Source organism: Sorangium sp. So ce406 (assembly GCF_051474675.1).
Classification (GTDB): Bacteria; Myxococcota_A; Polyangia; order Polyangiales; family Polyangiaceae; genus Sorangium; species Sorangium cellulosum_G.
Window position 1 is genome coordinate 3,346,873 of record NZ_CP150340.1, and the last position, 22,863, is coordinate 3,369,735.

13 protein-coding genes and 1 tRNA gene are annotated in these 22,863 nt (G+C 73.5%); 2 read left to right on the forward strand and 12 right to left on the reverse strand.

Annotated elements, in window-relative coordinates; translation table 11 throughout:
- Positions 1 to 34: 34 nt before the first annotated feature.
- Both WME96_RS12565 and WME96_RS12570 read right to left on the reverse strand, forming a co-directional pair.
- Positions 35 to 1,711, reverse strand: coding sequence for a TROVE domain-containing protein (locus tag WME96_RS12565; RefSeq protein WP_437290376.1), 1,677 nt, complete (start codon positions 1,709 to 1,711; stop codon positions 35 to 37).
- A gap of 58 nt (positions 1,712 to 1,769) precedes the next feature.
- Positions 1,770 to 1,903 (reverse strand) — tRNA-OTHER (locus WME96_RS12570).
- Between the two features lie 656 nt (positions 1,904 to 2,559).
- On the opposite strand from WME96_RS12570, the gene WME96_RS12575 reads away from it, so the two are divergent.
- The gene (locus WME96_RS12575; RefSeq protein ID WP_437290377.1) at positions 2,560 to 3,645 is read left to right on the forward strand and encodes a hypothetical protein; all 1,086 of its coding nucleotides are present in this window, start codon (positions 2,560 to 2,562) and stop codon (positions 3,643 to 3,645) included.
- Between the two features lie 63 nt (positions 3,646 to 3,708).
- Here WME96_RS12575 and WME96_RS12580 read toward each other — a convergent pair whose 3' ends face one another.
- A complete protein-coding gene (locus WME96_RS12580; protein WP_437290378.1) occupies positions 3,709 to 5,916 on the reverse strand; it encodes a type VI secretion system Vgr family protein in 2,208 nt (735 codons plus the stop codon).
- A 40-nt stretch (positions 5,917 to 5,956) separates the two neighbouring features.
- Entirely contained in the window at positions 5,957 to 6,724 is a 768-nt protein-coding gene (locus tag WME96_RS12585) for a hypothetical protein (RefSeq protein WP_437290379.1), read from the reverse strand.
- Between the two features lie 463 nt (positions 6,725 to 7,187).
- On the opposite strand from WME96_RS12585, the gene WME96_RS12590 reads away from it, so the two are divergent.
- Entirely contained in the window at positions 7,188 to 7,916 is a 729-nt protein-coding gene (locus tag WME96_RS12590; RefSeq protein ID WP_437290380.1) for a hypothetical protein, read from the forward strand.
- A 112-nt stretch (positions 7,917 to 8,028) separates the two neighbouring features.
- Here the strand turns inward: WME96_RS12590 and WME96_RS12595 are convergent, their stop codons facing one another.
- The 8 genes from WME96_RS12595 to WME96_RS12630 all read right to left on the reverse strand — a co-directional run bounded on the left by WME96_RS12595 (position 8,029) and on the right by WME96_RS12630 (position 22,431).
- Positions 8,029 to 10,116: a S9 family peptidase gene (locus WME96_RS12595; RefSeq protein WP_437290381.1), complete on the reverse strand. Its 2,088-nt coding sequence runs from the start codon at positions 10,114 to 10,116 to the stop codon at positions 8,029 to 8,031.
- Positions 10,117 to 10,183: 67 nt separating this feature from the next.
- Positions 10,184 to 13,306, reverse strand: coding sequence for a hypothetical protein (locus tag WME96_RS12600; protein ID WP_437290382.1), 3,123 nt, complete (start codon positions 13,304 to 13,306; stop codon positions 10,184 to 10,186).
- A gap of 358 nt (positions 13,307 to 13,664) precedes the next feature.
- Positions 13,665 to 14,216 carry a hypothetical protein gene (locus WME96_RS12605; protein WP_061617968.1) on the reverse strand — a complete coding sequence of 184 codons (552 nt, stop codon included), beginning with the start codon at positions 14,214 to 14,216 and terminating at the stop codon, positions 13,665 to 13,667.
- Between the two features lie 124 nt (positions 14,217 to 14,340).
- Positions 14,341 to 15,036, reverse strand: coding sequence for a hypothetical protein (locus WME96_RS12610; protein ID WP_437290383.1), 696 nt, complete (start codon positions 15,034 to 15,036; stop codon positions 14,341 to 14,343).
- 163 nt (positions 15,037 to 15,199) lie between these two features.
- Positions 15,200 to 17,470 carry a hypothetical protein gene (locus WME96_RS12615; RefSeq protein WP_437290384.1) on the reverse strand — a complete coding sequence of 757 codons (2,271 nt, stop codon included), beginning with the start codon at positions 17,468 to 17,470 and terminating at the stop codon, positions 15,200 to 15,202.
- A gap of 144 nt (positions 17,471 to 17,614) precedes the next feature.
- Entirely contained in the window at positions 17,615 to 18,463 is an 849-nt protein-coding gene (gene lipB / locus WME96_RS12620; protein WP_437290385.1) for a lipoyl(octanoyl) transferase LipB, read from the reverse strand.
- 2 nt (positions 18,464 to 18,465) lie between these two features.
- Positions 18,466 to 19,953, reverse strand: coding sequence for an HD domain-containing phosphohydrolase (locus WME96_RS12625; RefSeq protein WP_437290386.1), 1,488 nt, complete (start codon positions 19,951 to 19,953; stop codon positions 18,466 to 18,468).
- 270 nt (positions 19,954 to 20,223) lie between these two features.
- Positions 20,224 to 22,431: a pseudouridine synthase gene (locus tag WME96_RS12630; protein WP_437290387.1), complete on the reverse strand. Its 2,208-nt coding sequence runs from the start codon at positions 22,429 to 22,431 to the stop codon at positions 20,224 to 20,226.
- Positions 22,432 to 22,863: the final 432 nt, after the last annotated feature.

The window sequence follows — 22,863 nt, forward strand, 5'->3', positions numbered from 1 at the left end:
CCAGGAATCCGGCGGGGGTTTCAGGTGGGCGCCGCTAGGCCTGCGCCATCGCCGCGGCGAAGCGCAGCAGCCCCTCGCCCCAGCCGCCGAGGATGTACGTGCGATCGTAGAACTCGGGCACGAGCGTGTCCTGGTATCCGGCGACCTGCACCAGGAACACGCGCACGTCGCGGTGCACGCGCGCGCGGTACGCTGCGACGAGCTTCGCCACGTCGATGTAGCGCTCGTTCCAGGCGAAGCCCGCGTAGTCCTTCGGGCGCGAGCCGTAGAGGCCGCCGTGGCCGGCCTGCATGTCGCTCAGCACGAACACGGCGTCCCAGCGCTGCCGCTCGCGGATGGCGCGATCCCAGAACAGCCACACGCCGTTCTCGGTCGCCATGCCGATCGTGCGGGCGATCTGCTCCGCCCGGTCGAGCTGGGAGAACACGCTGTCCTTCTTTCGAACCGCGAAGGTCTCCAGCCGGTCGCCGAACACGCCGAGGTGCCCGTCGTCCGCGCGCATCCCGGCCACGACCCCGGTGAGGTTCGCGATCGTGGAGACGCGCATCGTCCCGAGGCTGCTCGTGGTCGTGCCCTGCGCGGAGCCGCTGTTGTCGCAGAGCACCATCACCCGGCCAGGGAAGTGCGGCGCCTGGCCGAGGGAGCGGTGCAGGCACTGCTCGACGGCGTCCAGCACGGCGCCCGGCGCGCGGTCCTTCACCGCGCAGTAGGCGCTGTAGTACCGGAAGGGGAGCTGCTTGCCCTCCGCCGCCGTCGCGACGAGCTTCGGCAAGAACGCCTCGGTCGGCACGCCGGCCTCGATGAGGTTGCGCAGGTTCCGCAGCAGGGCCATGTGGCCCATGACCGGCAGCGCCTTGCGCCACGCGCAGCGGTTCGAGCCGCGCGACGAGATGATCGACTCCCAGGTGCGGCCGGTCGCGCGGAGCGCGCCCTTCGCGAGGCGGTCCACGCTCGGGCTCTTCGGGTGCACGAGGTTCACGACGTCCACGGTCTTGCTCCCCTTGCCCTCGAGCCGGTACTTCGCGAGGGCGTGATCATCGAACCGCTCGAGCGCGTCGCGGAGCGCGCGCTTCAGCGCGTTGGGCACCGGCTTGCCGAACCGGTAGAGCTGGTACGCGAGCGCGACCGCCGGCTCGTCCGCGCGCTGGAGGACGCGCGGCGCGTAGCGGCGAACGAGGCCCGTCCCGCGCACAGACGCGGTGTTCGCCGCGCGCACCAGGATGACCTGGGGCGTCGTGCGCAGGTGCTCCTCCTCGCGCAGCCGCGCCGCCTCGGCGAGCGTCGCCTCCGGATCGGCCGCGAGCGCCTCGTCGATGGCCTTCTCGATCAGCGCCGCCGGCGAGAGCTTGCGCCACTCGGCCGGGTCGACGGCGCCGAGCGTCTCGCGCAGGCGCTTCACGTCGGCGTCCGAGAGCCGCGCGCCATCGGCGGGGTGCTTCTTGTTCTTCGCCTTCACCGGGCGCGGGTCCGCCGGCTCACGGTGGTAGTACATGGGCTCGCCGAAGAAGCACGACGAGGCCGCGAGGCGGAGGCGCTTCAGCGGATCGGCGATGTCGTAGGAGCGCCCGCCCATCCAGTTCAGGTGCGACGCGGTGTCGTGCTTGGCCTTGCGCTTGAGCTGCTGAAAGAACGCCATGATGATGCCTCCTTCCTCGACGCACGCGCGGCGAGGGGTCGAGAAGAAGGGCGCAGCGCGGAGGATGGTGGTCACGGGGGTTGTCGTATCGGAACGAAGGAACCGTGACGCTCACTGCCGCGCTGCGCCCTTGTGCCAGAGGCGGGACTCGAACCCGCGACCTCGTCCTGAGAAGGGAAGTAACCCCGGAGCTCACTGCCGGCGCTCATCGCGCCGGAGAACACCGTCCGGAGTTGTTTCGTGCTCTGACCGCTGAGCTACTCTGGCGTGGACGCTGAGGGGTATTGCAGGGAGGATGCCAGGCGGGCTCGGGCGGGGTTTCCGGGGGAAAGGCGTGTGAAACGGGCGGGGACGCGGGAGCGGACTATCCTAAAGGATAAGTACTTAGAAATCGGGATAGAGGAGGGGCGCGTCGCCGCGGGCGCGGAGGCGAGCTGCCGCCGGCCGAGCTCCCGCCGCCCGGCCGGCGGCGCGCGATGGGGCCCTGGGTCTGGCGTACCGTGGCGCACGGCCGGGGACGGGACCGGCGCTGCATCGGGCGGATGGCCCGAAGGGGGCCGGGAGGTCGCGATCGTGGCCGGCGCTCGTGACGAGCGCGCGCGGAGGTCGCGACCTGTCGAACGGCATGATTTCGACGGATCGGACAGGTCGCGACCTGTCGAACGGCATGATTTCGACGGATCGGACAGGTCGCGACCTATCGAACGGCATGATTTCGACGGATCGGACAGGTCGGGACGTGGCGGAGCCTGTGAAACGAGCGAGCGGGTTGGTCGCGGCTTCCCCGGCGACTGCGGGCCGAGGGGGGCCGAGGTCGGGATCGTGGTCGAGCCTGCGGTGTGCGCCGCCGAGCCGCGTTGCGCGCTGCCGCTTCGTGTACAGTCGCGCAACGCGTTCGAGCGCGCCGTCGACCCAGGGACAGGATGAGCACCGCGACCGTCGAGTTTGCCGGCATCGAGCTCCTCAGCCCGTGCCCCCACTGCAGCGCGCCGATGGCGGTCAACACGCTGACCGACCGGTGCCGCTGCTCGAGCTGCCTCATGGAGTCGGCCCTGCCGCCGTCGGTCTGGGACGAGGCGCTGCGCGGCGTCGAGAAGGACGTGGTGCAGTTCGCGCCCGGGTACCTGCGGCACGGCCCGGAGTGGGGGGAGGGCGGGCCGCCGCCGGGGCCGCACGTGGAGTGGCAGCGCGGGCACGACGCGCCGCCGTGCCCGCGCTGCCCGCGGCCGATGCGCCTCTCGCCGCAGGGGGGCTGCGTCTGCGCGGCGTGCGGCGCGGGGCGCGCCATCCTGCCGAAGCCGCCGTGGCTGCCGGCGGAGAGCCCGGTGCTCGGGTTCGTGAGCGACGAGCCGGCGGTTGCCGAGGAGCGGCCGCGAGAGCCGGTGCACGTCGCCTGCACGCAGTGCGGCGGGCCGCTCGTGGCGGACGGGTCGAGCCGGATCGTGCCGTGCGGCTACTGCGCGGCGCGGGTGGCGCTGCCTGATGCGGTGTGGGCTGCGCTGCACCCGCCGCGCATCAAGAGGCGGTGGTGGCTCGCCGTGCACGTCGCCGCCGATCCGCGACGCGCGCCGGCCAACCTCATACGATTCCAGATGCCTGTCTTCAGATTAGGTGGCTGTCTGGGGATCCTGGGCGGTACGGGGTTTTTCTTCGTCGCCCCCGGCGTGTTTGAGCACGCCGAGATGGCCATAGCTGCCTGTTTCGTCGCGCCGGCTGCTGTTTTTCTATGTCTATGGCTCAGGGCGATGTTGCGCTACCGGCGCATATGTCGCCCTGAAAACGAAGTCGTCGGCCGCTTGTCTGCCCATTGGAGTTCGGGGCTCAGCACGAAAGTTCTGATTACGTCGCCCAATCAGCCTGCTCATGTCCTCGCGTGCGCAGCTCTGTGGGCTCTCGATAAGAGGCGGTTTGATGAGCTCGGCGGCGAGGGGGGTAGGGTGCGAGCCTGGATGGTTCCAGGAAGGCCTGGGTTGACTCACGTCGATCCCATCCCATCCTTGCTTGAATGATATGGTTACAAAGCGGGCGGGAAGCTGCTCACGCGATGGAAAAGATGCCGGCAATCATTGTCTTCACTCCGGCGATGTCCGAAACTTCCCCGAGTTTCTTGAGATTGTAGGCGTTATTTGGAGCTTGAAGCCGGCTAAATCGATTTTCATGCCGGTAACGTCGATCTTTTGCACGCCGAAGTTCTGGCTGGTCCCGAAGAACTTGTACTCTACCGTTACGCGCTTCGTGTCGGATGTGAGAAATGCTGCCTTGTGTGCCGTGGTGTCCTTGTACGCTGCGCACAGCGTCTCCCATGCGCCCTTTACCTCCTTGTGGCTCCCCGCGTTGGTGACCTTGAACTGCGGCGTGTCGATGACGAAGCTCGGCGCCTTGATGGTGCCGCCCTCGCTGAGCTCCCACTTGAGCCCCTTCGTCCCCCAGTCGAGCGCCCCCACCCGCCACTCGACGTTCCCGCCCTCCAGCTTCATCGTCCCGAACTTGTCCTCGTGCAGCCCCTCGACCTTCGTCTTCAGGCTCTTGAAGTCCTCGTCCACCGCGCCCGCCTTCGTGTGCTTCTTGCCATCGATCTCGGTGTCCTGGCTGGCGTAGCGCTCGGTCACGGCCTTCGCGGTCGTCTTCTGCGGCCCACCGACGGTCGTCGTCAGGGACGTGTCGTAGTCCTCCTTGACCGCGCCCTCGACATGGTCCTCCCGCTGGCCCGCGACGTGGACCTTCTGGTCGCCGCCCACGTCCACGGTCTGGGTCGCGCCGACCGTGACGAGGTTGTCGCGGTGCGCGTGGAGCTCGAGCAGCTCCTCGCCTTTCCTGTCCTCCATCATGATCTGGTTGAACCCATCGCCCCCGGGCGACGTCTTGCTCTTCCAGATCGATCGCGTCTTCTCGGCCGGCAGCTTGAGCGGCGCGACGCTCCATGAGTTGTGCAGGCGGCCGACGACGACCGGCTCGTCCGGGTCGCCGTCGAGGTAGGCGATGATGACCTCCTCGTTCACGCGCGGCAGCATCACCATGCCGTAGTCGAGCCCCGCCCAGCCCTGCGAGACGCGGACGAAGCGGGTCGGGTTGCCCTCGTGCAGGTCGCGGCGATCCCACCGGAACTCGACCTTGACCCGGCCGTGCTCGTCGACGTCGATCTCGTCCACGCCGGCCTTGTTGCCGACCACGAAGGCGGTCTGCGTGCCGAAGATGCGCGGCTTGGGACGGCGCGCCGGGCGCCAAGGATCCACCGCCGGCACGCAGACGAGGACGTGCCGCCGCACAGGGTGGCCGTCGGCTCCCTCCGTCACCGCGCAGCGCGACCGGATCACGAGGAGCTGGCCGTTCACGTCGGCGCGCGGGTGCTTCTCGACCGTGAAGCGGCCGCCAGCGCCGAGCGCGAAGCTCGTGTGGCACTCGAAGACCCGCCGCTCGGACCGGGCCTCCTCCAGGTACCGCTTCGCCAGCGCCTCGCCGTGCTTCTCGGAGGCGGCGGTGAACCTGTTCGTCGCGAACTCGTACCGCTCGAGCGTCGCCTCGCGGACGAAGGCCTTCTGCGAGGTCTCGGCACGCTGCTCGAGCACGTACTCCGGCTTCTTGAAGTCGTAATCGCGCACCGTCACCATCGACGTCTCGATCGACGAGGTGATCGCGATGAACGAGACCGTCGGGGCCGCCGCGCTCATGCCGGCGTCCGCCGGCGGCACGAATGGCACCCGGGGCGCGCCGTCGTCGGTGAAGGCCGTGTCCTCGGTGAGCACCCAGTCGCTGCTCCCGGACCCGTGATCGAAATAAGAGATGAGGCCCTCTTCCGCCAGGGCGCGGAACATGAAATCGAAGTCGGTCTCCCCGTACTGGACGCGGTACTCGCGCGCCGGCCGGTCCGGCGAGGCGATGAGCGAGCTCGGCGCCGGGATCCGGCCGCCGTACGCCCCCACCACGACCCGGGCGACATCGTCCGCCGTGAGGTCCTGGAAGATGCGGTGATCCGCTCCACGCGTGGTGAGCCAGAGCGGGGGCACCACGACGAGCTCGTACCGGGACACGCCGGTGGGCTCCGCCGAGAGCTGCCGCACGCGACGCACGAGGCCGTGCACCTTCTTGAGGAAGGGCTCTCCCTTGAGCTCGACGACGATCTCCTCGCCCACGACGCCGGAGAGGTCGACCTCCGGATCGGTGGTCGTCACGTCGAGCGTCAGCTCGAAGAGCTCGTTGAGGGCATCCCTGTACTCGAACTGATGGACCTCGAAGCCGGTGACTCCAGATCCGGGGAACGTCAGGCTCACGTCGATGGCCATGGTCGGGTCTCCTCGAGGTTCGCGCCCGCGGGCGCGGCGTTCATCGGGGCTCTTGCGGGCTCTTCCCGACGGCGGAAGAGCGAGCTCGCTGCTGCCAGTAAAGCTCCTGCCAGCGCCGGTGCGCCGCCTCGTCGCGCGCGAGCCGATCGCGCCAGAAGCGGTCCACGGCAAGGCGCGCGTCGGGCTGGCCGAGGCCGTATCGGCCGAAGAGGGCCTCGGCGTCGCCGGGAGCGACGGCGAGCTCGGCGCAGAGGGACGCGTACTGCTCCAGCGAGAGCGCCGGGACCGAGGGCGGGCTCGAGGGAGCGGCGGGTGCGCTGGACGAGAACGGCAATACCGCCGCCGAGGGCGCTCCGGACGTCGGGTGCGTGCCGGTCAGGCTGGTGAAGCCGCGCATGCCTCGGGGCACCACGGCCGTCTCTGCGGCGGGGGTCGCGGGAGTCGGCAGGGCAGGGGGACCGAACGGCAGCACGGGCGCGGTGGACGCGGCGCCGGAGACGGGATGGGTGCCACGGAGATCCCCGAACCCCCGCATGCCCGGAGGAACCAGAGAGGCCGGCTCCGCCGGCTTCGGCGCGGCGCGCAGGTAGCTCGGCACGGCCGGCGCGCGGCTCGGGGCAAGCTCGCCGAGCGCGCGCGGAGCCCCGTCCGCATCGAGCGGCGCCGATGGCTCCTGGCGCGCTGCGCCGCCCATCTCGGCGGCGGCGCGCGCCTTCGCTGCTGCCTCCGGGGGCAGCGCGTGCGACCGGGGTCGCAGCGCGTTGGGTGACGGGATCATCAGCAGGCTCTTGAGCTGTTTCGTGATCATCGCTGTCGGCCGTGCCGCCGCTCCCGCGCTCTCCAGGCGACTGCCCGCATCAACGCCAGCGACAGTTATCATGGCGCTGGCGTTTTGACGCAAGGACGCACGGCGCCGACGGGAGCGGCATCACGCGCCGGGCTGCGCTGCGAAGCTCCAGAGCACCGGCGCGGCACCATGCTGCCGCCTCCGCGCAGCTGCTGCGCTGCACGGCGTTCCGCTCGTGCTGCACGCATCGACATGGGTCGTCCTCTGCCTGTACCTGCGAGCATGCGCCATCAACCGGAGAGATCGAACCGCTTCGTCTCGCCATGGCGCGCAAAATTCCCTCCCTCCGCTCGCGCGCGTCAGGTAGAGAGCACCGGCTGTGGCCGCCTGCCGTTCATGCCACCGCGCTCGGCGGCGTGGCTGGCCGGTGGCCGCGGCGGTCTCCGAGAGGCCCTGAACGCGCCCGCGCAGTGGAGTTGCTCCGATGTCCGATCCCACCATCTACCAGCGCGACATCCAGGAATATGGCCGCTTCACCGCGTCGCAGATCCAGCGGCTCGTCGTGCCGGTCGACGCGGGCTTCAAGCAGGCCCTGCGCGCCGTCACCGCGCGCCTCGTCGCCGCGACCGCGGCCCTGGGCGAGGCGAAGCGGGATGCGATCGCCGCTGCCGTGGCCCCGCCAGCGCCGCGCGCCCTGAAGAGGGGGCAGGTCGATCCGGTCGCGGCGGCCCGCGACCTGATGCGTCGCCTCGTCGAGCACGCGGCGTCGCGGCCCGGCGGGGTCGCGCTGGCCCGCAGCCTCCTCCAGGGCCAGACGCTCGCCACGGTGCTCCGTCGCCGCCCCGCGGAGCTCGCCGCGGCGCTGACGCACGCGCTCGAGGCGGTCGAGCAGAACGAGCGTCGGCTTCCGGATCACGAGGCGTGGGCGGCCGAGCTCCAGCGCTCCCGCGAGGCCCTCGAGCCGCTCCTCAGGAACGTGCGCAAGCGCCGCCTCGCGCGCCGCGCCATCACGCCCGAGATGAAGGCCGCGCGCGACGAGTGGCTCACCATCTACGGTGCCGCGAAGCTCCTCGTGGAGAGCGTGCTCCGGCTCCACGGCAAGGTGTCCCTGATGCCGGAGATCTTCGAGGACCTCGCGGACGCGACCCGCGTCGTGACCAGATCGACCCCACCAGCGCCGCGTTCACCGACCGACGCACCCGCGCCCTCCTGATCACCGCTCTCCGCCCCCGGCACGCCTCCGCGGACCCCTCTCATCTTCCCAGGTCCGAGGCGAGGGCAGCCCGGAGGCCCGGCCCGCCCGCGCTCCCGAACAACAAAGGTCCTTACCGCTGCCCGAGGTGCGTCCGGAAGAACCGCACGAGGTGCCCGTACTGGAGCACCTGGTTGTCCCGCTTCTGCGCCCCGTGCCCCTCGTCGGGGAACAAGATGAGCTCGGACGGGATCTTCTTTGCCTCCAGCGCCCGCTGGATCTGCACCGACTCGCCGGCAGGCACCCGCGGATCCGTCACCCCCTGCACGATCAGCAGGGGCGCCTTCACCTGGTCCAGGTACGTGATCGGCGACAGCTTGATCAACGCCTCCCGGTCCTTGTCGGGATCACCGTACTCCGAGATCCGGAGGATGCGCCGATAAGGCGCCGTGTTCTGGAGGAACGTGACCAGGTTGCTCATGCCGACGACCGCCGCCCCCGCGTCGTAGGCCCCGGCGAACATCGTCATGCCGATCAGCGCGGAATAGCCGCCGTAGCTCCCGCCGAAGATGCCGACCTTGGGCGGCCGGCCCTCGTGGCCGAACGTCGCCCGGACGAACTTCGCCGCGTCCTCGATGTCGGTGATGACGCCGAGCCGCTTCGCGCCGTCGTCGGCGTGCAGCCACGTCTTGCCGTAACCGTCGCTCCCGCGGACGTTCGGCTCGACGAACACGAACCCCGCGTCGACGAAGATCTGCGCCCGCGCGCTGAACCCCGCCCTGACCTGGCTTTCCGGGCCGCCGTGGAAATGCACGATGACCGGACACGGCCGCTCGCACCGCGCGGGGCGGCGAACGAACATCGGGATCTGCGCGCCGTCGCGCGCCGGATAGGACTCCAGCGTGGCCGCCGCGAACGCGTCCGGCGCGATCTCGGGCATGCTCGGGGCGTGCCACTGGGTCAGCTTGCCGGTCGTCCAGTCGAGGACATAGCCCGTCGCAGGCGACCTCGAGGTCTCCAGGAGAAGCGTCGTGTACCGGCCGTTCCGTGTCGTGGCGAGCGGCACCACGTGATCGGCCGCCGGAAGCGCCGGCAGCTTGACCTCGCGGTGCGTCCTCGCGTCGAGCGCGCGGAGCCGCGTGTAACCCCGCTCGTTCACCGTGTAGAGGATCCGCGTCTTCGCCCGATCGATGGAGAAGGCGCTGACGTCGAACGGGATCTCCGGCGTGATCGGGGTGAGCTTCCCCGCCTTCCAGCTGTAGAGACGGCGGTACTCCCCGAGCCGCGGCGTGAGGACGATGACCTCGCCGGGCGCCGCGCCGTACATGGCCTTGTAGTCCTCGCGCTCGCCCTGCCCGAACAGCGGAGTCAGCGTGCCGGCCGCAGGATCGGGCTTCGCGGCGCCCTTCGCGCCCGGCGCCCACTCGTAGAGCTCGCTCATGTTGGAGCCCACGTCCTTCGCCAGCAGCATGCGGCCGTCGCGCGCAGCGTCGACGGCGCGCCAGATGCCCTCGCGATCGAACACGAGATCTCGCTGCTTCGACGCGATGTCATACCGGTAGATGGCATACGCGTCCTTCCTGATGTCGTTGGCTCGATAATAGACGTGCCGCCCGTCGTCGGAGATGAGCTGGAGCTGCGTCTGCACGCCAGGCTTGTGCTGGATGGCGAGGAGCGGGCCGCCCTTCGCGTCCTGGAGGTAGAGCCCGGGGTTCTCCTCGCCCTTGCGGTCGCGCGACAGGACGAGGTGCGCGCCGTCCGGCGTGACGTCCTCCACCACCGTCGGATCCTCGCCGCCCGTGAGCTGCAGCGGGAAGCGCAGCGGCCCGTCGAGCCGGAAGACCTGCCTCGTCCCCGTGATCGTCCAGGTGAAGTAGAGCGCCTTGCCGTCCGGCCCCAGGACGCCGCCGCCGGGGGCGCGCACGTCGAGCAACCCCTGGATCTGGCGCGACACCTCGTCCGGGAGCGGAGGCGGCGCATACCGCGCGAGGATCTCGGGAGAAACGCTGGTCGCGCCGTGCCCCTCGTACCCCGGCTTCTCGGGCGCGGGCGCAGGCCGCGGCGCCTCGGCCGGGGCTGACGGCGCCGGCCGCGCGGACGCGGCTGGGGTGGGCGCGGGCGGCGCCGAGGCCGAAGGGACAGGCGCGCACGCCGCCGGGAGGGCGAGGAGGGAGAGCAGCGCGCCGCCGCGGCGCCGGCGCTGCTTGGAGGAAGGCGACATGTGGGACATTTCGCCGGAGCGGCCGCGCCCCGGCAAGGTCAAAGGCCGCGCGGCGCGGGCGCCCGGCTCAGTCGGGCTCGCCCGGTAGCTTCAGGCGGCCGAGGGCTGCCTCCGCCGCCGCGAGCTGCGCCGCGATCTTCCGCAGCATCTCGGCCTCCTCCCCCTGGAGCGAGATGTTCGGGACGAGCGCGTTCAGCGCGCGGCGGTTGTACGCGAGGCCGAGCGGCGAGCCCTTCTCCAGGTTCATCGCCATCGACTCGGCCAGCACCGCCAGCGCCTCCCGGTGCAGCCCCTTCGCCGAGAGCACCTCCGCGAGCGCGGCCGTCGAGCGGGCCAGGCCGATGAGATCGCCGAGCGCCTCCTCGGCCTCGATCGCCGCGGTCAGGCGCTGCGTCGCGCGATCGAGGCGACCCTTGCGGAGCTCCAGCCGGCCAATCGTCTCCCAGACGCGGGCGAGCTCCCGGGTGTCCCCGAGCTGCTTGTAGGTGCGCTCCGCGGCGAGCGCGTGGTCGATCCCCATCGAGAGCGCGTCGGACTCGCGCCCGGGGCGGGCGGCGACGTGGAGCGGGATCCGCGCGAAGAGGTGGTCGGTCTCCGCGAGCTCGACGCGCGCCACCGGATCGAGCCGGGCCCGCTCCTCGAAGACCCGGCGCGACTCGGTCAGGAGGTGCGTCGCCCGGACCGGATCGCCCATGCGCACGTAGACCGCCGCCTGGTCGTTGAGCAGCCGGGCCGAGCCGAGCGCGTCGCCGGCGTCGAGCAGCAGCCGGCTCGCCGTCGTCAGCTCGTCCAGCGCGCGCTCCAGCGAGCGCATGTCGCCGATGTCGTAACAGACGCTCGCGATCAGCGCGGCGAGCTCGGCGTGCAGCTCGGGCGGGTCGCCCTGCGCGAGGAGCGCGCGCGCGGCGTCGAGCACCTCGAGGGCGCCCGCGAGCGTGAAGGCCGGATCCGGGCCGGCCGCCTGCCACTGCACGCGGCCGATGCCGGCGAGCGCGCCGATGCGGAGCCGCCGGCGCGCGGGGGTGGGCGGCATGCCGTCGAGGAGCGCGAGCGCCTTCTGCCCGTAGCTCAGCGCCTGGGCGTACGCGCCCATGGCCGCCGCCTCCGCCGCGGCCGCGCGGTAGCGGCGCGCGGCTTCCTCCAGCTCGCCCGCCTCGGTCAGGTGGGCCGCCGCGCGCGCGTCGCGGGCCCGGCGCCCGGCGCCGTGCAGCGCGGCGCCTGCAGCGGTCGCCGCCTCGGCGCGGTCGGGCGCCAGCGGGGCCGGGTGCAGGGACAGGCCGAGCGGGGCCGCGGCGCGCAGGGAGCTGGCCGCCGCGCGCGCCGGGTCGACGAGGCGCGCCGGGGCCGCGGAGTCGGCCGCGGCGGGCCACGGCGCGTGCGGGCGGGATGGGCCGGAGGGCGATCGATCGGACAGCGCTGCGGGGATGCGCAGCGAGGCGCCGCGCACCGAGCGGATCGGCTCGTCGAAGGAGGCGCCGCCGCCGCTGGGCGCGAGATCGGGGGGCACGCGCACAGGGCCCGGGATGGGCGCGTCCAGCGAGTCGGGCGGGGCGTCGAACCGGACCGATTCGGGCGGCTCGGAGAGGCGGCGGCTCTCCGGGCTGCGGTGGAACAGCTCGGCGTAGGGCCACGGCGGGTTGCCGGGCCCGGCGGGCGCGATCGGCGTGGGACGCTCCTGCGCGGCGCGCGGCGGCGCGCGGCGGGCGCTGTTCGTGGGCGCGCCGCCCGCGCCTGCATGGGCCATCGCCGGCGGCGGCCGCAGCGTGTCGGCCGCGCGCGGCGCCACGCCGCGCGCGGCCGGGAGCCCGGGCTCGAGGTCCTTGTCCTGCGCCTCGATCGCCGGTGCGCCGCTGCCCTCTGCCGTCCCTCCGGCGGCGGTCGCGCCGGGCGAGGTGGCCGCGGGCGATGCCGCTGCGGGCGACGGCGTCACCGCGATCGTGCGCGGCGTCGCGATGGCGGGCACCGCCGTGGTGGACGCAGGCGCGGCCTGGCCCGGCGCTGCCCCGGGCCTCGCCAGCGCCGCGGCGGCCCGCGCGGCGGCGTCGTCTCCGCGCGCCGCGCTCAGGCTCGCGCCGCTGAGGACGTGGCGCTCCACCGGCGACATCAGGACGGCCGCGCTCTGCGTCGGCGGCGCGGCGGCGTGCGCAGGCGAGGCGGCGGCGTGCGCGGGCGAGGCGGCGGCGTGCGCGGGCGAGGCGGCGGCGTGCGCGGGCGAGGCGGCGGCGTGCGCGGGCGAGGCGGCGCCGGGTTGCGCGGCCGGCGCGGCGGCAGGGCCCTTCGGGTCAGCCGCGGCCGCGGCGGGCAGCTCGCGCGCCGGAGCGTCCGGCTCGAGCACGTCCTCGCTGAGGAGCGTCGCGAGCCGCCGGTGCCACACGCGCGCGAGCGACGGGAGGATCGACCTGCGGAGCGCCACGACGGTCTCCTGCGGGAGGTGGAAGCGCCCCTCGCCGCGGTCCTCGAGCGGGACGCCCACGTCCGCGGCGCGCTGGAGCGCCTCGAGCACGTCGACCGCGTCGACGCGCAGGAGCGCCGCGACGAGCTCGCTCTCGAACCCCGAGCCGACGATCGCGCCGGCGCGGAGCACCCGGAGCACCTCGCCGGGGAGCTCGCGCAGCGCGACCTGCGGCGGCGGCGGGGGCGCGGTCACGCTCGTCAGCGTGGTCGTGCCGTCCGGCGGGCGGATGACGGCGTCGGCGCCGAAGGAGGCGCGCACCGCGCCGAGCAGCTCGCCGGCAGGGCCGGTCGGCGCGTGCAGGCGGAAGGACAGGACGAGCGCGACCCGGAGCGCCTCGTGGCGGGACACGACCCGCCGCAGGACGTCGAGCGTGGCATGGTCGGCGAGCTCCACCGCGTCGAAGACGACGGCCCACCGGCGATCGGTCTGCTGCGCGAGCCGGTTCACGGCGTCGATGAACTCGGCGTCGGCCATCCGCTCGTGCACGTCGCCGAGGAGCCGGCGCCGGAGCCCCGAGACGACGCGGCTCCGCGCCTGATCGAGCAGCGGCGGCGGCCCGCCGACGAGCCGCTCGACCTTGGTCCGCACCTCGTGCAGCGGTCCCAGCGCCGCCTCGGGGACATCGCAGCGCACGCGCAGGACGCGCAGCCCGAGGTGCGACGGGGGCTCCCCGGGGACGATGTCCAGCAGGGCCGTGTGCCGGCCCTCAGAAACGCGCTGCCAAAGCTGTTCCACGGTCCGCTCCTTCCGTCGGGCTTGCTCGGAGGCCTCGCACGACTGCGCCCGCTCTTTGTAAACGCTTCCCGCGCCAGACGGCACGGGAATGACAGCCGTTTTCCGCCGGAAGCCTGCCTGGGACGCACCCGGTCGCCGGGCCGCGCGCGCGGGGCTCCGCGGCACGCCGGCGCGGGTCACCGGCGCCGGGTGAACCTGTGGATCTCGCCGTCCCGCGAGAGCACGTGGTGCTCGCCGTCCTGCGAGAGCACGAGGCGCTCGCCGCGCGCGTCCTCTCCGAAGGAGGTCACGCGCGAGAGGGCGCTCTCCGGGTCGAGGATCGGCTTCCAGTCGGCGGGCTCGGTCGCGCGCCGCGGGGCTAGTAGCCCCAGAGGAACTCCGCGCGGGCGAACGCGGTGAAGTAGCTCCCCGGACCGTCGCCCGCGCCGGGGAGGAGCAGCGTGTACTTGCCGGCGAAGCCGGCGGCGAACTCGCGGTTGAAGGCGTAGTCGATGCCGAACGGGATCGAGACCCCGAACTGGCCGCGGTGGCAGCCCGGCCGGCCATACGAGCCGCAGGGCGCGAGGCGCACGCTGTCGTACGCGCCGGTCATGAGGCCGACGTAAGGGACCCACTGCAGGATGTCGATGACGTACGCGGCGCCGGCCGACGCGCCGAGGAACATGAGATCGCCGCCCGGGTGCGACGCGGTGTTGAGCTCGACGAGCGCGTTGAAGGCGTCCGTGAGGCCGTAGGAGAGGTGCAAGCTGCCGCCGATCCCGGGGTACGTTCCGCCGTCCGCGAGGAGCGCGTAGCCGACGCTGGCGCCGGCGTGCCATTGCCGTTCAAAGGCGTCTGCGCGGGAGGGGGCGAGGAGCGCGACGAGCGCGAGCGCGGCGGCGGTGAGCGGGGCGGCAGGGGAGCATCTCATGGTCGGTGGCGGCGATCGGCCCGGAGCGCCCCGCGTCGAACCGCGGGGCGCAGGTGGCGACGCGCGCCCCGGGCTCTCGATGCGGGCGCGCGGCGCGAGGCTAGCATGCGCGCCGCGGGAATCCTCAGCGGAGCTGCTCGCGGCGCGGCGCGTGGGAGACCCCCGCGTCCTCTTCCTCGAACTCCTCCGCGTAGATCCGCGCCGCGGGGTCGGGCGCGCCGTCGCGCGCATCGACGCGGAGCGAGGGCTGGGGGAAGCGGACGCCGGGTTGCCCCGAGATGCCGGGGAAGGTGTAGAGGATGTCGCCGCGCTCGCCGATCTCGACGCCGACCTCGTCGGGGCGCTGCTTGGCGAGCTCGGTGAGCAGGGCGTCCGCCTCCGAGGTCGGCAGGTCGAGCACGACGCCGACCTCGTGCGCCGTGAGCGGGCGGCGGCGGTGCGACGCGAGCGAGAAGATCGCCTGGACCTGCGCGTCACGGGAGGCCTTCACCCCGGAGCGCGAGAGCTTCCGCCCGCCGATGAGCAGGAGCAGGCCGACCGTGAGGGCGACGAACCCGATCGGCAGGCCGATCGCGAGGCCGGCGATCGAGCCGGGGAACAGCGCGGCAGCGCCCAGGCCGAGGAGCAGCGCCAGCGCGGTGCCGCCGATGAGGACCAGCCAGCCGAGCGCGCCGGCGACGGCCCCGCCGAACCGGGACGGCTTCCCCGCCAGGCTGACCGACTTGCCCGCGAAGGGCAGGCGCTCCCGGCCGCACGCGGTGCAATACGCAGCGAGCCCGCGGTGAATGACGGGCGCGTTCTTTCCGCAATGAGGACACATGAGGACTCTCCCCGCGAGCGATCCGTCGCGAGCCAGGCTGTAGCGTAGGAACCGAGTACCTCCACCGCCAGCCGTACGAGGACGTGAGCTCCATGTTTTCTGGGCATGGGACGAAACGCCACGCCGCAGGGGTACGTCCGGGGTGCGCTGCGCGGGGCGCGGCTCAGAGGCCGAGGTGGCGCGCGATCTCGGCCCGGGTCGGGTCGGCGGCCACGGCGCGCAGGGCGTCGTGCCGGCGCTGCCACGCGGCCGCGCTGCTGTCGTCGCCGCGCCATCGCGCCGCCTCGGCCCGGGCGAACGTGTAGTGCCGGAGCGAGAAGCGCGCGGCGTCGATCGCGAGCAAGGCGTCGAGCCACACCTCGGCGTCGCCCTCGCCGTCGCCGAGGAGCTGCGCGGCGACCGCGGCGTACGGGACGAGCGCGGGCGGCGCGTCGCCGCGCCGGCGAAGGGCGGCGTAGCGGAGCGCGCGGCGCGCTGTCGGCGGGGCGTCGCGCGCGGCGCTCCAGGCGGCGAGCGCGCGCGAGAGCGCCGGCTGGTCGGCGCGCGCCCAGGGCGCGTCGAGGCTGGCGAAGCCGACCCACGGCCACGCGGCGGAGAGATCCGCCGGCAGCGCCGCGGGCGGGCTGCCCTGCCGGAGCGGCGCGGCCTCCGGGGGACGCGCGAGGGCGAGCCGGGTCCACCGCGCCCGGACGTCGAGCAGGTCGAGCCCGGGGCGCGCGCCGGGCGCGCCGCGCGCAGGGTCGGAGCGCGCGGCGGACTCCTCGTCCGCGAGGACGGCAGCGCGCGCGGCGTCGAGCCGGCGCCCGCGCGAGGCGAGGAGCTCGGCGCGCTGCAGGAGCACGGCGGCGCGGAGGGACGGCGGCGCCGCGGCGAGGTCGACGCGCTCGATCAGATCGAGCGCGCGATCGCGATCGCCCGCCAGGAGCCACGCGCTCGAGCGCGCGAGCGCGCGGGCCGCGTCCGGCGCGAGCTCCGGGGCGAGCGCCGCGAGGCGATCCAGCGCGTCGATCGCCGCCGGCGCGTCGCCTTCGAGGGCGAGCTCGCGCGCGGCGTCCAGCGCGAGGGCGCCGGCGGAGGCGCGCAGGGCGTCGCGCTCCGGCGGCGAGAGCCGAGGGGCGGCGGCCAGCTCGGCGGCCCGCGCCGCGGCGCGCGCGCGGAGCGACCCGGCGACGGCGGGCCTCGCGAGCCCGCGCTCCGGCAGCCAGTCGATCGCGAGCAGCGAGCCCGCCCGCAGCGCCGGCGCAACGCCCGCCGGAGCAGCGCCCGCCGCTCCGATCACCGCAGCGCCTTCCTCCCCGGTCGCAGGCTCGTCCCCCTCGTCCTCGGGCAGCGCGAGCGCGGCGGCTTCGGCCGCGTCGATCGCGTCGTCCTCTGCCAGCACGACCGCGAGCAGGTCGCTGCGGGCCCCCGGCGCGACCGCGGCGGCGGAGCCGAGCAGGTCCCGGATCGCCCGCAGCGCGCGCTGCTTCGCCTCGGCGGCGCCCGGGCCGGCGATGGCGGCGGCGAGGCGGGCGCGCTGCGCGAGCCGCGCCTCGACGGCGTCGGCCACGCCGGCCTCCGGGTCCTCGGGCGTCGGCGGAGGCTCCACGCCGGCCCGCGCTGCGCAGGCGACGAGGACGGCGCGGATCTCGCCCCAGTTGCGCGCCATGCCCGCGTGGCGCTTCGACGCCCGGTCGTTCTGGTTCAGCGTCAGGAGCTCGACGCCGCGCTTCGCCTCGGCGCTGTTGCCCAGGCAGAGGATCGCGCCGGTCGTCGTGCGCAGGTCCTCGTCGCGCGGATCCATCCCCGCGTAGCCGCTCGCGATCGCGAGCGCGCGCGGCAGGTCCCCCTCGGCGAGCGCCGCGCGCAGGGCGTGCACGCGCACGTGCCAGTCGGGCCAGCGGTCGGGCTGCTCGAGGAGCGTGCGGCGGTCGCCGAGCCTCGCCGCCTCGCGGCCGAGGCGCGGCGCGCCGCAGGCGGGCCCCAGCGCATCGAAGGTGATGCGCCCGGAGCCGGCGGCGACCACCGACTCGGTCGTGTCGAGCGCCTCGGTCGCGCTGGCGAGCGCCGCGCGCGCCGGGCGGCCGACGGCGGCGTCGATGTACGCGGCGACCGCGGCGCGCACGCCGAGCTCCTCGGCGTGCGCGCTCGCCGCCTCGTCGGTCCACGGCAGCCGGGACGGCAGCGCGAACCAGCGGATCTCGGGGCGGCAGTCGGGTAGCGCGGGGCCGCGCGGCGCCTCGATCAACGCGAGGCACGCGGCGGCCCTGCGCTTGCCGACGGCGACCATCGCGACGGGGCCGAGGAGCGCGAGGGCGAGCAGCGCCGCGCCGGCCGCGGCGGCGAGCGAGGCGGCGAGGGGCCGCGGCCACGGCGGGCGCGCCGCCGCGGCGCCGCGGCCGAGGGGGGAGCTCCCGTCGCCCTGGCGGGGCGGAGTCGTGGGCTGCGCGCTCACGCGACGGCTTTTAGCCCACGGCACGGCCGAGCGACACCGTTTGCCTGGCCGCGCCGCCGCGGCGCGACGATGGCGCGACCGCCGCCGAGCATCGCGCCGGTGAGCCTCGCGCCGCCAGGCATGGCCGGCGGCGGCCGGCGTGGGTCAGGGCGCGCTCCGGCCCTCGCCGGCGACGGCCTCCGGGGCGAGGAGCGCGCCCGCGAGGTCGGCGACCCCGGAGAGATCCTCCACGCGGCCGACCTCGATGTCGAGCCCACGGGCGAGCTGCGGGGCGCTCGCGAGGGCGACCTCGGCGACGCTGAGCCTGCGTCCGGTCAGCTCGTGGAGCGACGTCACCCCGTGCTCGCGGATGCCGCAGGGCACGATCATCTCGAACCCCTTGAGATCCACCGCGATGTTGAGCGCGAAGCCGTGCATCGTGAGCCAGCGCGACAGGCGCACGCCGATCGCGCCGAGCTTGGCGATCTCGCGCGCCCACTCGGCGCCGCCCCACTCCTCTGGGGCCGCGCGATCGACCCAGACGCCGATCATCCCGTCCACCACGCCGGCCTCGACGTGGTGCTCGCGCGCGAGCAGGATCATCACCTCCGCGAGCGACCGCACGTACCGGCGCACGTCGCACCGGTCGGGCCTCAGATCGAGCAGCGGGTAGCACACGAGCTGGCCGGGCCCGTGGTAGGTGACGTCGCCCCCGCGGCCGGTCGCGACGAGATCGATGTCGCGCTCGTTCAGCGCGCGGGAGTCGAGCAGCACGTTCTCCGGGTTCGCCCGCGGGCCGAGCGTGATCACCGGATCGTGCTCCAGGAGCAGGATCGTGTCGCCGATCCGCCCCTCCGCGCGCGCCTCGATGAGCTGCTTCTGCAGATCGTGGATCGGGGCGTAGCGGCGCCGGCCGATCCACGCGGCGCGCGCGCGCCTCGGCCCGGGCGCGGCCAGCGCGGCGTCCGGGTCGTGCGGGGGCTTCAGGAGGTCGCGGAGCGAGGTCGTCGGCATGGCTACTCGGGGATCTTCTCGCCCTGCGCGCGCCGCTCGTCGCGGTACGCCTCGATGTGCGTCGTGAAGCTGGCCGCGACCTCGGGGTCGAACTGCGACCCCGAGCACCGCTCGATCTCGGCCACCGCGACCTCGTGGGGGAGCGCCCTGCGGTACGAGCGGTCGCTCGTCATCGCGTCGTACGTGTCGGCCACGGAGATGATGCGCGCGATGATCGGGATCTCGTTGCCCCGCATCCGGAGCGGGTAGCCGCGCCCGTCCCAGCGCTCGTGGTGCAGGTGCACGCCGGGGATGAGCGGGTGCAGGAACTTGATCGGATCGAGGATGTCGCGCCCGTAGGCGGGGTGCCGCTTGAAGACCTCGTACTCGTCGTTCGTGAGCTTGCCCGGCTTGTTCAGGTTGAGCACGCACCCGATCTTGCCGATGTCGTGCATGAGCGCGCTCTGCCGCACGATCTCGATCTCGTGCGGGCCGAGGCCGAGCCGCTCGGCCAGCATCACCGCGTAGATCGCGACCCGATCCGAGTGGCCCGCGGTGTAGCGATCCATCTTGTCGATCGCCTTGGCGAGCCCCTCGATCGTCTGCTGGAACGTCGCCTGGAGGTCCTGGTAGAGCCGCGCGTTCTCGATGGCCGCCGCCGCGCGCGACCCGATGATGCTGAGCAGCTTGCGCTGCCCCTCGTCGAAGCGCTTCGTCCGCGTGAACGACGCGACGGAGATGAAGCCCATGAGGCGCTTCTGGATCCGGAGCGGCACCGCGACCAGCGACTGCAGCGGCAGCGCCGGCTCGGCCGCGAAGAACCTGAGCCCCTTCATGCCCTGCTCGAGGAGCAGCGCGTCCGGGCGGAAGTGCTCGAGCACGATCGCCGGGTCGAGCCGGCCGAGGTCCGCGTCCGCGGGGACCGACGCGCCGCGGAGGTGCTGCCGCTCGAAGAAGCTCCCCTCGCCGTCGTCGAGCCACGTCGAGACGAGATCGCCGCGCACCTCGTGCAGGCAGCTGTCGGCGACGGTCTCGAGCACCTGGTCGAGCGAGAGGCTCGCGGCGATGGCCTCGCTCACCTTGTAGAGCGACACCGCCTCGCGCAGGCGGATGTTCTCCGCGGCCATCCGCTGCTTCTCGATCCCGCGCTGGACGACGTGCACCACCTCGTCCAGCTTGAACGGCTTGAGCACGTAGTCGTAGGCGCCCCGCTTCATCGCGTCGATCGCGGTCTCGACGGTGCCGAAGCCCGTCATGATGACCGTGAGCGCGTTCGGCGCCGTCTTGCCGATCTCGTCGAGCAGCGCGATGCCGCCCATCCGCGGCATCTTGAGGTCGCTGATCACCAGGTCGTAATGGCCCTTCGTGAGCTCGTTCAGCGCGCTGGTGCCGTCCTCCGCCGTGCGGACGTAGTAGCCCTCCATGCCGAGGAAGTCGGCCAGCATGTCGCGGATCACCTTCTCGTCGTCCACGACGAGGATGCGAGGGCGGTCTTCTGGAAACGTGGACATGCCGCCGGCAAGCCTACCAGATCCGCCCGCTGCTCATCGATCCAAGGTGGGATCAGGTCGGGCACGCGAGCCGACCCGCGCCTCGGCGTAGCGCGAGGCCCCGCGCCCCGGCGGTGGTGCCGGGGTCACGACGCTCCGCCGCGGGCCTGGTGCCGCGGCGCGGGCGAGATGTCGTGGGGGGCGGGGAGGGGAAGACCGGCGCGGGAGCGCACCGCCATGGCCTGGCGCGGCCGGCCGCTGTGCCGCAGGCGGGCACAGCCGTGCGGCCGCTCAGTCCTCGTCGCCGGTCGAGATGATCGGGTGCCGGATGGTCCGGGGCGACTCGTCCAGATCCGGGACGCGGATCGAGATGGGCCCGGGGCTGCGGATCGAGGGCGGCGGCGCGGACTCGGAGTCGTCGGTGCGCAGCGGGATCATCCTGCTGCTCGGCGCCGGCTCATCCGTGGCGGTGCTCGTCACGGCCACGGCCCGCTGCTCGCCGAGCGCGTGCTTCTGCTCGAGGAAGCGGAGGACCGAGGGGCCGGTCGACCGCTCGAGCGCGGACCGCAGATCGCCGGGCAGCGTGGACTCGATGATCATCTTCACCCCGGTGCGGGGGTGCTCGATCTCGATGCGCACGAGGTGCACGAACGAGCGATCGAGCCCGTGCTTCTCCTCGAAGTAGCGGTTCGTCGGCACGTGGCCGTAGCGCTCGTCGCCGAGGATCGGGTGGCCGATCGCGGCGAGGTGCCGCCGGATCTGGTGCGTGCGCCCGCCGTCCGGGATGACGCGGAGGATCGAGTGGCCCGACGCGACCGCGAGGCGGCGGTACCGCGTGCGCGCCGTGTACGTGCGCGTGCCTTCCCGGAGGTCGCGCGTGATCGCGCCCTTGCCCGGGGTGACGCCCTTCGCCGCCGCCAGGTAGATGAGGCGACCCGTCTTCGTGAGCGCCTCGGTCCAGCGCGCGGCCGCCTCCTCGTTGCGCGCGAGCATGACCAGGCCGCTCGTGCCCGGGTCGAGCGCGTGCACGATGACGGGCGTCGAGGTGACGCCCGGGATGCGGGCGCAGCGGGTGAGCAGCGAGCCGAGGTACTCCGCCTGCGAGGCCACCGGCTCGTGCGGGCCCTTCTCGACCACCAGCACGCCGTCGTCGTCGTAGATGACCTTCGGCGCCGGCGGGGGCGTCCGCCGGAGCGCGGCGATCGTCTCGATCTCCTCCGTGAGCGGGATCATGTCGAGCGGCGTGAGCTCCGTCGACGAGTACCCGAGGCGGCAGAAGTGATCGAGGTCGCGCGCGAGCGTGTCGGGGTCGCACGAGACGTAGACGAGCAGCGGCGCGGCGAGCCGCGCGATTGCCTCGCGCGCCGTCGGGGAGACGCCGCGGCGCGGCGGGTTCACCACGATGCCGTCGAACTTCTCCGAGCTGTTGACGAGGGAGGCGACGATCTCCGCGACGTCGCCGGTGCGCACCTCGACGCGCTGGCTCAGCCCCTGGGCCTCCGCCGCGGCGCGGGCGTTCGAGGCCGCGGGCGCGAACGACTCGACCATCAGCACGCGGTTGCCCCCCTGCGCCAGGGCGAGCGAGATCGCGCCCGAGCCGCCGTACAGGTCGAGGATGCGCGGCGGCTCCTTGCGCCGGGAGGCCGGGCCCATCGCGGCCTCGCCCTCGATCACGGGCCCGTCGTTCTCGAGCGAGGCGATCTCGCGCAAGAGGAGCGCGTGCACGCGCGCGGCCTGCGCCCGGTGCGCCTGCACGAACGAGCCGAACGCGGCGATGTGGTAGGTCTGCCCGATCCGATCCTCCGCGTGCGAGACGCCGTCGAGCACGATCGTCTCGGGGCCGAGGATCTGCGGCGCCTCCGCGTCGTGGAAGTTCGCCGCGACGCCGATGACGCGGGGGAGCATCGGGCGGATCGCGCGGCCGGCCTCGCGCAGCTCGTCGCGCGTGCACGCGCGCTCGCGCTGGAGGACGAACGTGATCAGCACGAACGCCGGGTTGTCCTCCGTCGCGCCCATCTCCGCGAAGAGCGGCGTCCCCGGCGCGAGGTGGACCTCGCGCAGATCGAGCGCGCGGAGCACGCCGCCCCGCGCCGGATCGTACGGCAGGAGCAGCGGCCGGACCTCGGGCGGCGGCGACGCGATCAGCTCGCGGAGCCGCGAGGTCACCGCGGCGAGCGCCGGGGCGAGGACCCGGCAGCCCGGGATGTCGACGACCTCGTGATGCCCTGTGCGGCCGTACAGCCCGATCGCGCCGGAGGGGGCGACGATCAGCTTCGCTCGGCCGCGATAGCCGGTGATCGGATCGGCCGGGATGACCGGGCTCGTCTGGAGCAGCTCGAGCGACGGGTAGTGCGCCGCCGCGGACACGACCCGCGCGCGCTTCGTGCCGAGCTGCTCAGCGTAATCGCCCGCGATGAGCGGACAACCCGCGCACTCGACCGAGTGCGAGCACTCGATCAGCGTGTTCGGGATCTCGCCTGCCTTCAATGTACGCCGCACGGGCCCGGACAAAACGCCGCCGCCCGATCCCTCTGCGCTGGTGCTCTCGCCCAGCCCGTGCGGTTCTTCGATACCTGCGCCGGAAGCCATTCCGGGGGAGCTTACAGGGGCTCTCGTCCAGCGTCGAAGGTGTAAAGCGGAGCGCGTCGAGCTTTTCGTCTGTCGTACCCTGACGTTCGGGGCGCGTTCTGGACGCGTTCCGGGCGCGTTGCGGGGTGGGTGCTCGGCGGGCCGTCCAGGACCGGCTCGCTCCGTCGAGGTGGCTGTCGGGTAAGCCAGGAGCCAATGTGGGCAGCGCTCCGCGATCCTCGTCAGGGCGTGCCGTTCGCGACATCCGCAGCAGCGACACGTCCGGCCCGCGCGTCCAGCGGGCGAGGTGGTAAACTGAGCGCCTCTTGCGTCTTCCGATCGCTTCTCTCGTGGGCCTCCTGG